The sequence below is a fragment of the Streptococcus sp. 714 genome (assembly GCF_013277115.1).
Classification (GTDB): Bacteria; Bacillota; Bacilli; order Lactobacillales; family Streptococcaceae; genus Streptococcus.
The window spans coordinates 186,493-201,848 of sequence record NZ_VMMH01000003.1 but is presented as its reverse complement, the minus strand read 5'-3'; the positions used below and the strand labels follow the sequence as shown (position 1 = coordinate 201,848).

The 15,356-nt window shown below is 39.1% G+C and carries 15 protein-coding genes and 1 riboswitch; of the genes, 6 read left to right on the top strand and 9 right to left on the bottom strand.

Going from position 1 to position 15,356, the window contains the following annotated elements; translation table 11 throughout:
• Positions 1-22: 22 nt before the first annotated feature.
• A complete protein-coding gene (locus tag HT718_RS01420; RefSeq protein ID WP_125838125.1) occupies positions 23-1,120 on the bottom strand; it encodes a hypothetical protein in 1,098 nt (365 codons plus the stop codon).
• Between the two features lie 215 nt (positions 1,121-1,335).
• Here HT718_RS01420 and HT718_RS01415 point away from each other — a divergent pair, with 215 nt between their 5' ends.
• From HT718_RS01415 to HT718_RS01390, 6 genes are all read left to right on the top strand, one after another.
• Complete coding sequence (locus tag HT718_RS01415; protein ID WP_125837274.1) at positions 1,336-1,728, top strand: hypothetical protein; 393 nt, start codon at positions 1,336-1,338, stop codon at positions 1,726-1,728.
• Between the two features lie 14 nt (positions 1,729-1,742).
• Positions 1,743-2,282, top strand: coding sequence for a hypothetical protein (locus tag HT718_RS01410; protein WP_125837276.1), 540 nt, complete (start codon positions 1,743-1,745; stop codon positions 2,280-2,282).
• Between the two features lies 1 nt (position 2,283).
• Positions 2,284-3,006, top strand: a complete 723-nt coding sequence (locus HT718_RS01405; RefSeq protein WP_173266773.1) for a hypothetical protein — start codon at positions 2,284-2,286, stop codon at positions 3,004-3,006.
• Between the two features lie 369 nt (positions 3,007-3,375).
• Positions 3,376-4,767: a Rep family protein gene (locus tag HT718_RS01400; protein WP_173266770.1), complete on the top strand. Its 1,392-nt coding sequence runs from the start codon at positions 3,376-3,378 to the stop codon at positions 4,765-4,767.
• A 48-nt stretch (positions 4,768-4,815) separates the two neighbouring features.
• On the top strand, positions 4,816-5,076 hold the full coding sequence (locus HT718_RS01395) for a helix-turn-helix domain-containing protein (protein WP_125837281.1): 261 nt from the start codon (positions 4,816-4,818) through the stop codon (positions 5,074-5,076).
• Between the two features lie 68 nt (positions 5,077-5,144).
• On the top strand, positions 5,145-6,362 hold the full coding sequence (locus tag HT718_RS01390; RefSeq protein WP_173266768.1) for a tyrosine-type recombinase/integrase: 1,218 nt from the start codon (positions 5,145-5,147) through the stop codon (positions 6,360-6,362).
• Positions 6,363-6,472: 110 nt separating this feature from the next.
• Here HT718_RS01390 and rpsI read toward each other — a convergent pair whose 3' ends face one another.
• The 8 genes from rpsI to HT718_RS01350 all read right to left on the bottom strand — a co-directional run bounded on the left by rpsI (position 6,473) and on the right by HT718_RS01350 (position 14,927).
• Positions 6,473-6,865: a 30S ribosomal protein S9 gene (gene rpsI / locus HT718_RS01385; protein WP_000075973.1), complete on the bottom strand. Its 393-nt coding sequence runs from the start codon at positions 6,863-6,865 to the stop codon at positions 6,473-6,475.
• A gap of 18 nt (positions 6,866-6,883) precedes the next feature.
• Positions 6,884-7,330 carry a 50S ribosomal protein L13 gene (rplM, locus tag HT718_RS01380; protein ID WP_001044624.1) on the bottom strand — a complete coding sequence of 149 codons (447 nt, stop codon included), beginning with the start codon at positions 7,328-7,330 and terminating at the stop codon, positions 6,884-6,886.
• A 215-nt stretch (positions 7,331-7,545) separates the two neighbouring features.
• Positions 7,546-8,745, bottom strand: a complete 1,200-nt coding sequence (locus tag HT718_RS01375) for an ABC transporter permease (protein WP_173266766.1) — start codon at positions 8,743-8,745, stop codon at positions 7,546-7,548.
• Positions 8,742-9,635 (bottom strand): ABC transporter ATP-binding protein, encoded by an 894-nt coding sequence (locus HT718_RS01370; protein WP_000895282.1) that lies wholly within the window; start codon positions 9,633-9,635, stop codon positions 8,742-8,744. The genes HT718_RS01375 and HT718_RS01370 overlap by 4 nt, the downstream gene beginning before the upstream one ends.
• A gap of 234 nt (positions 9,636-9,869) precedes the next feature.
• Positions 9,870-12,275: a phenylalanine--tRNA ligase subunit beta gene (gene pheT, locus HT718_RS01365; protein WP_173266763.1), complete on the bottom strand. Its 2,406-nt coding sequence runs from the start codon at positions 12,273-12,275 to the stop codon at positions 9,870-9,872.
• 129 nt (positions 12,276-12,404) lie between these two features.
• Positions 12,405-13,451, bottom strand: coding sequence for a phenylalanine--tRNA ligase subunit alpha (gene pheS, locus HT718_RS01360; RefSeq protein ID WP_000103743.1), 1,047 nt, complete (start codon positions 13,449-13,451; stop codon positions 12,405-12,407).
• A 272-nt stretch (positions 13,452-13,723) separates the two neighbouring features.
• On the bottom strand, positions 13,724-14,374 hold the full coding sequence (locus HT718_RS01355) for a phosphatase PAP2 family protein (protein ID WP_240147343.1): 651 nt from the start codon (positions 14,372-14,374) through the stop codon (positions 13,724-13,726).
• Positions 14,364-14,927 carry an ECF transporter S component gene (locus HT718_RS01350; protein ID WP_000185823.1) on the bottom strand — a complete coding sequence of 188 codons (564 nt, stop codon included), beginning with the start codon at positions 14,925-14,927 and terminating at the stop codon, positions 14,364-14,366. The genes HT718_RS01355 and HT718_RS01350 overlap by 11 nt, the downstream gene beginning before the upstream one ends.
• Before the next feature lie 164 nt (positions 14,928-15,091).
• A riboswitch (FMN riboswitch) is annotated at positions 15,092-15,310 on the bottom strand.
• Positions 15,311-15,356: the final 46 nt, after the last annotated feature.

Below are 15,356 nucleotides of genomic sequence, written 5' to 3'. Positions count from 1 at the left end.
TAAATTTTGGTTGGGTTTTTCATTATATCTTTAAGTCTTCAGAATAATATTTATCTAACCTAATCTGATTTTCTTCCCACTCATATTCCTCTTCCAGTTCGTCAGCTTCTTCTTCTAATTTAACTGAAAAAGTGCGCAAATAGTCAATACCAGATAATTCTAATGAATTTGTTTTTTTCACTGCACTAGTGACACTAGGTAGCAATAATGTCTCTTCCAAAAAAATAGCTCCCAAATATAAAGCAAATCTTATGTAATTTAATTTTTTTATGTTATTTGAATGTAAAGACTCACTCTCTGGTTGCAGGATGGGAAATTCTCTAAACCTTTCTAATAAATTATTGTCTATCTTTTTAGAACCTTTTGACAGTCTATGAAATAAAGATCTTTTTTCATCTACTTCATTATTGATTAATTCTTCTATAAAACTTTCCTGCTTACAGTATTTTTCATATGGTTTTAGTTGCTTGTACTGATCCCTCATAATCTTGCTATAATTTTTCTTGATATACAAATCAACGACACTTTCTTCAGTTTTAAAATCAGAAATATTTAAAAATGCCTCATATTCCGATAGAGATATGCAAGATATTTCATCACCAATCTCATTGAAATTAATTAAATTATCTTTTATCTTATTTGAAATATAATTTAATTTTCTAAAATATATAAGCTCCTCTGGACAAGGAAATATTTTTGGCAAAAATGATAAAAGAAAAGTAGCACATTCTGGATGATATAAAAGTTCATACCCCAATTCCAAAGACCATTTAATATTACTAAGCTTTCTATAAATTTGTGTTTCTGTTTCTGATAGATATTGCTTTACTACTGGAAATTCTTTTAAAATCGGAATAAGGTTCGTAATATCTTTTTTTACCCCTCTTTTTATTTCATTATAGAAAGCGTCAGGATTCTTCAAATTAAGTCCCAGATCTTTTTGTACAAATTCACCAGCTCTCTTACGTTTGCCCTCATCCTTGTATTGTTCGTATTGTTCCACAATGATATGTTGGTAGTTATTTTCTATGTATATTGTTAAAAAATTTTCTCTACCTAATAAATCATTAATCTTAATGTACGGTTCATAAAAGTTAAACCAAGTATCAGATTTTAACATATATTCCTCCCTCCGAAACTTATGAATTGATTCCCACTTTTTGCGATTATTTTACCACATTTGCTTTTTTTTATCAATTTATTTTTGAACCCTATCTGCATAGGCAAATTAATGTCTTCGTGTTATCATATTTTTGTAAACAAAACATGTTTTAAACTCTGTCAGCGTTCTAGAAAGTCTGACCACGCACATTTTTTAAAAAAGGAGGCATTCACATGCCAAAAGAGAAAAAAATAACACTTGGAAACCGAGAAAGTGCAAGAGCATTTTTGGATTCTTTATCAACTTCCGTTGATGTTCCATCAGCAATTAAAGTTGTTGACAAAAACGATGGCATCATCAACGAAGGTCAGGAAAACCAACGAACTTGGGCTTCACTAACATGCGTAGATAAAAAACTCTACGAAACGTTTGCAAGTATTGGACAAGAGGACTACTGTCCAACGTTTAAAGTCAAGTTGAAAAACTACCAGAGCGAGAACTTAGATAGTTTGATTAACGCTGACATCACAGTTAATAACTACGATGTAGCATTTGTCTTTGACAAACTCAAGCAGCCAATCGGTTTAGCACTAGTGGCTGAGCTTTCTGACATTTCTATTAAATAGAAAAGAGGTTTCATATGAAAAATTTCTTAAGAAAAATCATGGAATTAAAGTGGTATTATCAACTACTTATAGGTTCAGTAATCTTTGTTTTACTAGCACTACTTCTTAAGTTTCTGTTATGGATAGCTCCATTTATATTAGGTTCTTTGTTGCTCATGTGGCTGGTAACGGATGGAGAAATTTTCTCTCTAGCTTGGCATCGATACAAACAAACAAGTCAAACTGCTGTTAATCCTTTATTTGATAACTTCTATCACTGGCTAACTGAAGCAGGGGTAACAGAACTACCAATCTCTTCACTAAGTTACACACAAGGTGTCGAAGTTGCGGAACAAGGCATTTACTTTGTTCATATTGACAAAGAAATCTCTGACGAAGCTCTTGAATACTTTGCAACAAAAGCAAGACAAGTTGTAAAAACTATGTCAAACGATTCTACAGATTGCGTTGTAAGTCGCTATAAGCGTGATCCCTTTCTTGCGATCAAAGTTCGTTTAGTGTCAACTAATGACATGATTCTAATGCAAAAACCTCAAAGAGAAGAGGATTTCTAGCATGATAAAAAACGTTTTCGACGTCAACGTCAGGGGACAACCCTCCCCTGTCACTGTTGACATTAACCGATTTTTTGCATGGATAATCGCAGGCCCGTCTGGTTCGGGAAAATCTACTTTTTTGAGAAGACTTCTAGGCCTCATTTCATTTCATGATACAGATGCTGAAGCTTACTTTCTGGATTTTAAAGCCGATGAGGAAATGTTTTCAATGGCTGGTGACCATGTGGCAAGAGGTTTTAACTGTCTAGAACTTTTTGAAACAGTCTACAAACGCTTTGAAAATAGACTTAATAAACAAGAAGAAAACTCTCATAATCTTTACTTGATTTTTGATGAGTGGCAAGCTTTCCTTGCTTATCTAGAACAAACAGATAAGAAGAAACATAAAGATGTTTTATCAAAAATGTTAATACTCAACAGTATGGGCAGAAGTTTAGGTTTACGAATCATTTTATCTAGTCAACGTTTCTTAATGTCTGATTTGCCAGGGCGCTACAATTTTAATTGTGTCATATCCTTATCAACTAGCTTTCTGCTAGCAACAAACAACAGACAACTCCTTTTTCCTGATATGGAAAAGGACGAAGTTTCAGTAAAACCTAGAGGATATGGCTATTTCCAGCTAGAAGGGGAACCTGTTAAGATGTTTCGCACTATTCAAGTAAGAGACGAAGAACGGTTAAACCAGCGGATGCAAGAGCTATTTTCAAAATATAGCTAGCGCTTTTTCTGCTACACTTGTTTGATGCGACACTGACCTACCTAGGGATTTCATCGGTTTAGTGTCGGCACGACATTACCAGCAGAAAAATGCCTATTCGCAAGGGCTTGAGGGGTGGGGATTTTTTAAGCGCAACGATGCCGAAGGCAGGGAGTGAAGCGCCAAAAAATACTACCCCGTCCCTTGTTGAATTGGCAAGCGTTCTCGGTTCGATGAGAATCCATCGGGCAGGAGAGGCTGGGGTTTGAAGAGTTAAATTTAATTCTTAATTATTCCTAACGCGTGTTAGACTGGGCTTGTCAACGGTCTAACACTAGAATAATTAAAAGAATAATTAAAGAATAGTTAAAAAAGAAAGGTTAATTATACATGGCAACAAAGAAAAAAGAAGCACTTTTGACTTCCGTATCAATTACACAATACTTTGATCCTAAATATTGGAAAAATGGCTGGAATGAAGAACTGATTAAGTCTGCAAATATTGAAAAAATTCTTGAGGAAATAGTAAAAAGAGTTAGTGATGTCGCAACTGTTTTCGAAGCATACGCAATCAAGCATGACAAGGATACATCACTTGTTTTTGACAGTGTAACTAGTTCAATAACCTCCAAACTAAAAGAGCCACATATTCACGCTTTACTCAAATTTGAGAAAGGGGCAACACTAACTGATTTAGCAGTAAAAATAGGATTAGAACCTCAGTATCTTGAGAAAGCTAAATCTGGTAGATATGGCTACGATAACTTGTTAGCTTATTTAATTCATGCAAAAGATAAAGACAAATATCAATACACTCCTGACGAAGTATTCACTCTAACAGGTAAAAACTACTTAGAGGTTTATCACGAAAGACAAGGAAGCTGGCTGAAAGGTAAAGCAAAAAAAGAAGTTCAACAAAGTTATGAGGATATCGATTTATTAATTGATAACATTCTGAACGAGAATATTACGAAAAAGGAAATACTACTCAATAAGCAATACCATACTCTTTATACAGTTCATAAAGTTAGAGTAAACGACGCAATTAAAAGCATTGGAGAAATTAAGTGCGCAAAAACAAAAGATGAACTAGAAAACGGAGAGTTTAAAAAGACAATCCTATTCATATACGGTGCATCTGGACTTGGCAAATCAACGTTTGCAAAAGAGATAGCAAAAAGTCTTATTCAGTTAGCAAAACTGAATAATAAAAAATGGCAATCAGTCCTGACCGCAGGCACTAACATGTTTGATGAAGTAAACGGAGAAGAAATCCTACTACTTGATGATGTTCGAGGAGATAGCTTAACTGCTTCAGACTGGCTGAAACTATTAGACCCTTATAATATTAGTCCTATCTCAGCTCGTTATCAAAATAAAATAGGTGCTGCTAAGGTCATTATTATCACAAGTTCTAAACATCCTTTGACCTTCTTCTACCATACCAAAGGAAATAATCGTGAAGACTTATCACAATTCGTTAGAAGAATTGAACATCTAGCAACATTAAAAGGTGGGGGGGATGAACCAATTTTTTATGAATCTCACCCTACAAGAACATTGAATAATCTGAGACGAATCCCAGAGATTGGATATGATACTTACTTATCGTACGATTTTACACCTGATAACGAAATGAAAAGTAAGGAAGAGCTTCTATCCATGCTAGTTTCAAAGGTTGGACTCAATAATCAATGGGATATATGGGAGTACGACAAAACAAAAACCCCATCCGAAACTTTGACGAGCGAGGACGAGGTTGCAGATAATCAAGAAAAGTAAATAGGGTATCTCTTGATAGCTCTATTATACCATACATTGGAGGAATACATGCAAGTCATTTTACCAGATGAACAAGTTCAACAAATTCAGCTCCTACTTGCTGAACTTATCAAGAAAGAAATTGAAAATAGATTAAACAATAGTAACCTTGACAGTCCGTTTTTAAACAAACAACAGACTTGCCACTACTTGGGTATCTCAAACAATACTCTCGACAGTTGGATTAAAAAAGGATTACCTTACATTAGAGTTGGAAAAACTATTCGTTTTGATAAAGCAGAAATCAATCGCTGGTTACAAAATCAGTAGCATTTCTACCGTGGTTTGTTATAATGAAATCACGGTATTTTTCTAGCTCAATTAAAAAGGAGAATACTATGTCAATTACAAAAACTAAAAATGGAACTTATCGCTTACGAATCTATATTCCTGAGGAAGTTAAGTCTTCACTAGGTGTTGATAAGAAAGTGATTGAAAAACGGTTCAAAACAAGGAGTGAAGCAAAAAAATACGAACTAGAACTTCAAAACAAGATTGACAAAATTATTAGTGGGGAATCAGCCTTACTAGAAAATAATGGTTCTATACTCTTTTCCGACTTCTATAAAAACGTTTGGTGGGAATCCTACAAAGCAGGACAAACCACTTCTACAACTAAGCCACCTTCTCAAGCTACCATAACTGGTACAGAAATTGCCTTTAGAAAACATATCTTACCTATGCTTGGTAACTACTCTATTGAGTTTCTCAATCAAAATAAACAAGTTGTTTTAAATCTATTAACTCAAAAGGCTGAAGAATATGCAAATTTCAAAGTTATCAGGAGCTACGTTAATTCTATCTTTGACTGGGCGGAAGAATTAGAATACATCGAAACAAACCGCCTATCTAAAACAATAAGTCGTATCAAAGCCACTAAGAAAATCAAGTTGCAAGAATCTAAAAAAGATGAAGATTTATACCTATCTCAAGAAGAACTTCAAGCATGGTTTACAGCTTTTGAAAAGGATTTAGATACTGGAAAAATTCTATTCAAAGACTATGTTTTGTTTTATACCACCTTTTTCTTGGGAGATAGAAAATCAGAGAGCTACGCTTTACAATGGAAGCATATCAATACAAGTGATCAGGAAATTCAGTTAGTACAAGCTTTGGATAAATACAAAAATCCAAAGTCTACCAAAGGGAATAAAAAGACAACTTTCCGAATTCCCATTGAATTGACTAACTTACTTAAAGAATGGAAAAAACAGCAAAAAGATGAACTAGCAAAATTTGGAATTATCCAATCCAATGAACAGTATGTCTTTACTTATATCGATATGAAGGGTAATGTTAATAGCCCTCTACACTCTGACTATCTTAATAATAAAATGAAATCTGTCAAACGTCGTCATCCTGAACTTAAGCATGCTACACCTCATAAATTAAGACATACAGGGGCAACATTAGCAAAACAGGCTGGAACATCTATTGAAGATATATCTGAGGCTCTAACACATAGTGACACGATTACAACAAAGACTTATGTCAATACTTCAAATGTCATTCCAATGGCTGTTGGAGAGATTGCTTATCGCAATCTAAAAAAGTAATGGTGTGAATTTGGTGTGAAAAATGGTGTGAATTTTGCCAAAATTCATCAAAAAAACACCCCATGGTGTGAACCATGAAGTGCTTTGAAACGTTGATATAATCGTATTGATTAACGTTTTGAGAATTGTGATGCTTTACGAGCTTTCTTAAGACCTGGTTTCTTACGTTCAACTTTACGTGAGTCACGAGTAAGAAGTCCTGCGCGTTTCAATGAATCGCGGAAGTCTGGGTCTACTTGAAGAAGGGCACGAGCGATACCGTGACGGATAGCTCCTGATTGACCAGCGTATCCACCACCTACAACGTTAACGAAAACGTCGTATGAACCTACAGTTGAAGTAACTGCGAATGGTTGGTTGATGACAAGACGAAGGTCAGCGTGTGGGATGTACTCTTCAACATCTTTTTTGTTAACAGTGATTTTACCAGTTCCTGGAACAAGGCGAACGCGTGCAACAGCGTTTTTACGACGTCCAGTACCTGCATATTGTGCTTGTGACATACTTTATTGTTCCTTTCCTTAGATAAGTCCTGAAATGTCAAGAACTTCTGGTTGTTGTGCAGCGTGAGTGTGCTCAGCTCCAACAAATACTTTCAACTTCATACCTTGAGCGCGTCCAAGTGTATTGTGTGGAAGCATACCTTTAACTGATTTCTCGATCAAACGTACTGCATTTTTAGAACGAAGTTCACCTGCAGAGATTTGTTTCAATCCACCTGGGTGGTTTGAGTGAGTGTAGTAGATTTTATCAGTTGCTTTTTTACCAGTCAATTTAACTTTTTCAGCATTGATAACAATCACAAAGTCACCTGTATCAGTGTGTGGTGTAAATGTTGGTTTGTTTTTTCCGCGAAGTACGCTAGCAACTACTGCAGAAAGACGTCCAAGTGGTACATCAGTTGCGTCAACTACGTACCATTTACGTTCAACTTGGCCTGGTTTAGCCATAAATGTTGTTTTGTTCATGATTTCTCCTATATATAGTTCGATTTTTGTTTACGGTGATGGGTGTTCCTTCCCATCGAAAAGTATTTGGAAGGTTCCGGGGCCTTTCAAATGGGGTAAACAATACCGCCTACTATAATACCAAATTTCACCCCTAAAAGTCAATAGATATGAAAAATATTTTTCTGAATTCCACTCTTTTTATCTCTAAAAAACCTCGCTTTCGCGAGGCTCTTCTATTTATAAGATAAGGCACGTCTAAAGGTTTTCCAAATCCCTAAATCATCCGTTTGAAGGACTAGGCTGGCATACATGCGTCCGATAAATCCTGTTGCTACCACTGCAAAAATCACTGTAATAGCAAGTGAAATCCATGCTTCTACTCCCCCTGCATAGCCATTAATGGTTCTAAATGGCATGAAGAAGGTCGAAATAAAGGGAATATAAGAACCAATCTTCAAGATAAGATTGTCACCAGCTGCCCCCAGAGCTGTCACTCCAAAAAAACCACCCATAATCAAAATCATCAAAGGCGACAAGGCTTTTCCCGAGTCCTCAGGACGAGAAACCATAGATCCTAGGAAGGCTGCCAAGACCACATACATAAAGAGACTGACCAAAATAAAGAGCAATGTATTCAGTGAGAATGCATCTCCCAAGTGATTCAAAATACCAGACTGAGCCAAGAAAGGCAAATCCTTAAAGAGCAGAATAGCTGCCAGACCACCTACAACATAAATCCCGATATGCGTTAAAATCACCAGAAACAGAGCCATCATCCGTGCATAGAAATAGTGACTAGCCCTTATGCTAGAAAAGACGACTTCCATAATTTTGGTGCCTTTTTCACTGGCAACTTCCTGAGCCGTTACACCCGCATAGGTAATCAGGATCATATAAAGAAAGAATCCTAAGGCTCCTGCTGCCATTGTTTGAATAAACTTTTTATTTTCCTTGGCTTCATCAATCTTTTCTGTGAATTGAATTGTCTGCGCTAAGCGTTTTTCCTGCTCTTGAGACAAGGAGGCAGTTGAACGATTAAGCTGATTTTGCAGTTCATTGAGTGTACCTGTAACTGCAAATTTAATTCCATTTTCAAGCGATGTTTCGCCATGATAAACTGCCTTTAGAACACTATCTTCTTGATCAATGGTCAAATAGCCTTTTAATTTTTCGTCTTTAATTGCTTCTTTGGCACTTGCTTCGTCTTTATAGTCAAAGTTAACACCATTTACATTCTTCAATCCTTCTGCTACAGATGGCACTGTTGTCACTACTGCCACTTTATCATTTTTAGCCATTGAAGAGCCTTGGAGATAAGCAATTCCTCCAGAGATTCCTAAAAAGAGGAACGGTGAAATCACCATAAAGAAGAAACTCCACGATTTGACATGTCGAAGATAGGTTTCCTTGATTACAACCCACATATTTCTCATACTTCCACCCCTGATTCTAGTTTAAAGATTTCATCGATTGTTGGCGCTTGTTGGTCAAAGGTTGCGATATATTGCCCCTGAGTCAAGATTGGGAAGAGTTCCCTTCCAGCGCTTTCATCCTCCAAGATCAATTTCCAACTGCCTTGCTTGGTCAAGCTCACCTGCTTGACATGAGGAAGGTTTTCCAATTCTTCCTTGCTTCGTTCACTTGAAACAAAGAGACGCGTTTTCCCGTATTGATTGCGGACATCCTGAACCGGTCCATGCAAGACCACACGGCCATCTCGAATCATCAGAATATCATCACAAAGCTCCTCGACGTTGGTCATGACATGGTCAGAAAAGATAATGGTTGCTCCGCGCTCTTTTTCCTGAAAAATGACTTGCTTGAGCAATTCTGTATTGACTGGGTCCAATCCACTGAAAGGTTCATCCAGGATAATCAAGTCTGGCTCATGAATCAGAGTAATAATAAGCTGAATCTTCTGCTGATTTCCTTTTGACAGACTCTTGATTTTATCTGTCAACTTGCCTTTCACTTCCAACCTCTTCATCCATTGAGGGAGTTTTTCCTTGACCTCCTTGGCATCCATGCCCTTTAGAGTCGCCAAGTAGCGAACCTGTTCAAGGACTGTCAATTTAGGCATGAGACTACGTTCTTCAGGCAGATAGCCAATCCGAGCATAGGTCTCCTGACGAATATCCTGACCATCCAGACTGATTTCTCCTTGGTATTCTAAAAATTTCAAAATACTGTGGAAAATCGTTGTTTTCCCAGCACCGTTTTTCCCGACTAGCCCTAAAATACGACCTGGTCGCGCTTGAAAGTCAATACCAAACAAAACTTGCTTGGGTCCAAAACTTTTCTCTAGACTTCTTACTTCTAGCATCTTTCACCTCCGAAATGTCTTGCACTCATTATACTCCTTTTTGATAGCCTTTACAATGATTTCTGTCCATTTTTATCATCCTCATTTTAGTAAAAAATCTTGGGGTACTTTGAGTTATGAGTACATTATACACTGGTAAACTCCGATTTATCTTCTCTGTTCCTTAACTGTCTATTTTTGATCCTGAATTGTTATTTGAAAAGAAAAATCCACCCCGGAGGATGGATTGATGAGTTAACGCACTTCTGCATTCACTTTTTCTTCAAGTGATGTTTGGATTTTTTCCATGTAGCGTGCGACTTCTTCGTCCGTTAAGCTATCTTCTGGATTTTGGAAGGTCAAGCTATAAGCCATTGACTTCATACCAAGCCCCAATTTCTCACCTGAGAAGACGTCAAAGAGTTTGATATCTGTCAAACGTTTCACGCCTGCAGCCTGGATAGCGTCCACAACTTCTTGGTGAGTCACTTCTGCTTTGAGGAGAAGGGCAACGTCACGGCTAACTGCTGGGAATTTCGTGATTTCCACAAATGGAGCTGCTGGCTGAAGGGCAGCCTCGATGGCTGAAAGGTTAAGCTCCGCTACATACGTTTCTGGAATATCGTAAGCCTTAGCAGTGACTGGATGCACTTGGCCAAGGAAACCAAGAACTTGGTCACCAAGTGAAATCACAGCTGTACGACCTGGGTGGAGACTTGCAATTTCAGCTGTAGCTGTATAGGTCACTTCTAGTCCCAAGCGAGTAAAGAGGGCTTCTAGAATTCCCTTAGCATAGAAGAAATCAACTGGAACTGCTGCCGTTTGGAAATCTTTTTCAGCAACCAAGCCTGTCAAGGCAAAGGCAAAGCTATTGATCTCATTTGGAAGTTCTTCTTTTGGATTGCCAGTTTGTTCAAAGACTTTTCCAATTTCGTAAAGAGCCAAGTTTTTGTTCTTACGAGCCACGTTATAGGCAACGGTATCAAGGATACCTGAGATCATATTTTGACGGAGGACAGAACGGTCCACAGTCATTGGCCACATAAGTTCTGTAAGGTTACTTGGTTGAGCTGTGAACTCAACGGCTTTTTCAGGAGTTGTCAGAGCGTAGGTGATGATTTCTGTCAATCCTGCCCCTTCAGCGATCGTACGAACTTGACGACGAAGTTTTTGTGTCGCAGTCAATTCACCTGCTGTACCATCGTCTTTTGGAAGACTGGTTGGCAAGCGGTCATATCCATAGATACGAGCGATTTCTTCAAAAAGGTCTGCTTCAATAGTTATATCCCAACGACGACGGGGTACGCTGACTGTAAATGATTCTGCATTGCCAGAAAGGCCAAAGCCAAGACGACGGAAGACATCTTCAACATCAGCGTATGAAAGATCTGTTCCAAGGACACGGTTGACGTCTGCAAGGGTAGAAGAAACTTCCACATCAGAAGTATCAAGCTCACCTGCTGAAACGATGCCCTTACGAACCGTCGCACCAGCAAGTTCTGCAATCATGCTAGCCGCCGCATCAAGGGCTTCATTGACTGTTGCCACATTGATGCCTTTTTCAAAGCGAGAAGATGACTCAGAACGAAGATTCAAGCGACCGCTAGTTTTACGGATAGATTTGCCATTGAAGACAGCAGCTTCAAGGACAACGCGACTAGATTTTTCCGAGATTTCTGTTGCTTGCCCACCCATGACACCTGCAAGAGCTACTGGCTTGTCTGCGACAGTGATAACTAAGTCATTCACGTCCAAGTCACGTTCTTCACCATCTAAAGTCACCAATTTTTCACCAGCACGCGCTTCACGTACACGGATATCAGTCCCTTCAAAGGTATCCAAGTCAAAGGCATGCATAGGTTGACCAAAATAGAGCAGGATGTAGTTGGTCACGTCCACTACGTTATTGATAGGACGGATACCTTCGTTCATGAGGAGGTTTTGCAACCATTGTGGACTTGGTGCGATGGTCACATTATCCAAGATACGAGCCGCATAGTAAGGCGCCTTGTCTGTCTCAATGCCCACAGAAAGGGCATCTGCTGCAGCTTGGTCAGTTTCTGAAAGAGTAAATTCTTTAAAGTTGACTGCCTTGTCATAGATAGATGCCACTTCGTGCGCTACTCCACGCATAGAAAGAGCGTCTGCACGATTAGGAGTGATGGAAAGTTCGATAATTTCATCATCCAAGTCTAGATAAGAAAAGACTTCATCTCCAGGAACTGCATCTTCTGGCAAGATTTGAATACCATCTGCAAATTCCTTAGGTACAACTGAGTCAGAAATGCCCAATTCACCAAGTGAACAGATCATTCCAAGTGACTCTAAGCCACGGATTTTCCCTTTTTTGATTTTGTAATTGTCAGCGATACGAGCTCCTGGAAGTGCCACCATGACCTTGATACCAGCACGCACATTTGGGGCACCACAAACGATCTGACGGGCTTCTTCTTCGCCAACGTTAACCTGACAAACATGAAGGTGAGTTTCTGGAACATCTTCGCAGGACAAGATCTCACCGACGACAATTTTTGAGAGACCAGCAGCAGGTGAGTCGACACCCTCTACCTCGATCCCTGTAGTTGACATTTTTTCAGCCAACTCCTGTGATGGCACATCAATGTCCACCAATTCTTTTAACCATTTATAAGATACAAGCATAATTCTGATTGTAAGGTTCCACCAAGTGTGACCTTTTCAATTCCTTTCTTTTTCTTCGAGTCAGTCCTTGCCATTCTCATCTAGAGAAAATGACTAGAACTGTATAGGACTATGTTTCAGGTTTCAACCTTATTTAAACTGTTCTGAGAAGCGGACATCTCCTTGGTAGAATCCACGGATATCGTTGATTCCGTAACGGAGCATGGCTACACGCTCTTGACCAAGACCAAAAGCAAAGCCAGAGTAAACAGTCGCATCGATACCACTCATTTCAAGGACACGTGGGTGAACCATACCGGCACCCATAATCTCGATCCAACCTGTTTTCTTACATACATTACAGCCTTCTCCACCACACTTGAAGCAGGAAACATCCACCTCAACAGATGGCTCTGTGAATGGGAAATAAGATGGACGCAGACGAATCTGACGCTCTTCACCAAACATTTTTTGGACAATCAACTGAAGCGTTCCTTGAAGGTCTGCCATAGAGATATTTTTCCCAACAACCAAACCTTCGATTTGGTGGAACTGGTGACTGTGGGTCGCATCGTCTGTATCACGACGGAACACACGCCCTGGCGAGATCATTTTCAAAGGACCTTTTGAAAAATCATGTGCATCCATAGCACGCGCCTGAACTGGAGACGTGTGGGTACGGAGCAAGATTTCTTCTGTGATATAGAAAGTGTCCTGCATATCACGGGCTGGATGGTCTTTGGGAAGGTTCATGCGTTCAAAGTTATAGTAGTCTTGCTCCACTTCAAAACCATCCACAACTTGGTACCCCATCCCAATGAAAATATCTTCGATTTCTTCACTTGTTTGTGTGAGGACATGACGGTGACCAGTCGCAACAGGACGACCTGGAAGTGTCACATCGATACTCTCGCTAGCCAGTTGAGCTGCGACTTTCTTTTCTTCCAAGAGCTTAGCAGTTTCTTCAAAGGCTGCTGTCAAGACATCACGCGCTTCATTGACGTGTTTCCCAATGATTGGACGCATCTCAGCAGAAACATCTTTCATCCCTTTGAGGATTTCAGTGAGCGAACCCTTTTTACCAAGGACAGAGACACGCAAGTCTTGCATCTCTTTTTCATTTTCAGCAGTAATCTGCTTCAAGCTAGCCAGCGTTTCTTCGCGAAGCGCTTTTAATTGTTCTTCAATAGTTGACATAATTCCTCCATCAGTCCCTCTTAGATAAAAAGAAAACCACATGTCAAAAACTCCACTCGGAGCGTTGACACGCGGTACCATCCGTTTTTATCTGACAAGTCAGACCTTCATTTCTAAATCCATGCGCAAGTGAATTCACCCAGCTTTCATATAGAGAGCTTGCAGTCACGGCTCTCCTCCCTGATATACTTCCCTTGAGTTACTAGTCTTGCAGATTTCTATTCAATTACTACTTAGTTTATCAGATTTTTACCATTCTTGCAAGACCTATCTCACTTCTGCTTGCCTTTAAATCGCCATTGGAAGCGGAGCTTGTCATAGAAGGGAAACTCGATAAACAGGACTCCCAAACCCACACAGAGACTGGCAAGGACATCTGATGGGTAATGAACTCCCAGATAGACCCTTGATATCAGCACACTGACTAGATAGAGAGCAAGGACGATTTGCACGATTTTTCTCCAGACTGGATTTTTAATCCGTTGACTGAGAATGACAATCAGAGAGCCAATCATCAAGGTTACAGCCAGAGAATGCCCACTTGGGAAGGAAAATCCTTTCTCCTCAACCAAGTGTAAAATAGCTGGTCGTGGGCGCTGGTAGATATTTTTAAAGGTCACGATTGAAAGACCTGCTAAAGCCAAATTCCCCAGCATAAGTAGGCTTTCAATCTTCCATCGCTTACGATAAAAGATAAAAGCTGTAATGACAACCCAAGTGATAATCACCGGAATATCAATCAAGCGTGTGATGGCCCTAAAAAGAATAGTCAAATAATCTGGTAAGTCTCCTCGAACGGCAGTCTGAATCGGTTGGTCAAAACCGACCAGCGTTTCAGGGTAAAATTTGACAATATAGCCAAGAATAACGAAAAGTAAAAGGGCAAAACTGCCCTTCATTAAAAATGTTTGTTTATCTTTCATAATGTTTTAAGGTTGGTTTCAAGAGAACGTACAACAACCAGAATGAAACGGAAAAGATTACACCCTCAATCAAGTTAAAAGGCAATACCATAGTCATTAGGTAGTTGGACAGTCCCAAAATTTTTCCAATATCAAAGTTAGCAAACTTAGCGTACAAAGGAACAGCGTAAACATAGTTGAGAACCAACATAGCTACGGTCAAACCAATAGTTCCAGCTAGAGAGCCTAGTAGGAAACGAAGGGTTGTCCGTTCCTTTTTCCAAATCAAAGCAAATACGATGACAAAAACTCCCAAAGCCACGATATTCATCGGCAAACCAATGTAAGTATTCACTCCCTGACTGTTAAGAAGCAGTTTCAAGAGTGAGCGAAGCAAGAGAATTCCTAGAGCAGCAGGCAAATCCATGACCACCAGACCCACAAGGACTGGCAAGATACTAAATTCGATCTTGAGGAAGGACGCCGCTGGTAAAAGCGGAAAGTCAAAGTACATCAGCACAAATGAGATGGCTGATAGAATTGCAATGGTCGAAAGTCGACGTGTGTTTGTCATAACAGGTTCCTCCAATTTTCTATAAAATCAGAAGAAGTTAGAAAGGATTCCTCTATCTATTCTTACTTTTTATATCCCAAATCTTTCCTCTTACTCTATTAAAGAAAATTAAAGCAAGCGGTTACAATTCGGCTATAAATCCATCAGAACAGACAAAGCTATTCTTTCGTCTTCTCCCATCCAGACTATACTGTCGGTTGTGGAATCTCACCACATCAGCTTGCGCTCGCGGACTTATTTGGCTAAGATATTTTAGATTTATCTAGGCGTCGCAGTCGAAGATAATACTTAAAGTATATCCAGACAAGACAACGACGAGAAAGCTAAAATAGCTAGTCAAATTTACCGCCGGTCGGGAATTTCACCCTGCCCTGAAGACTCTTTTATCATAACAAAAAACGCTTGCAAGCGCAAGCATTTTGTTCATTT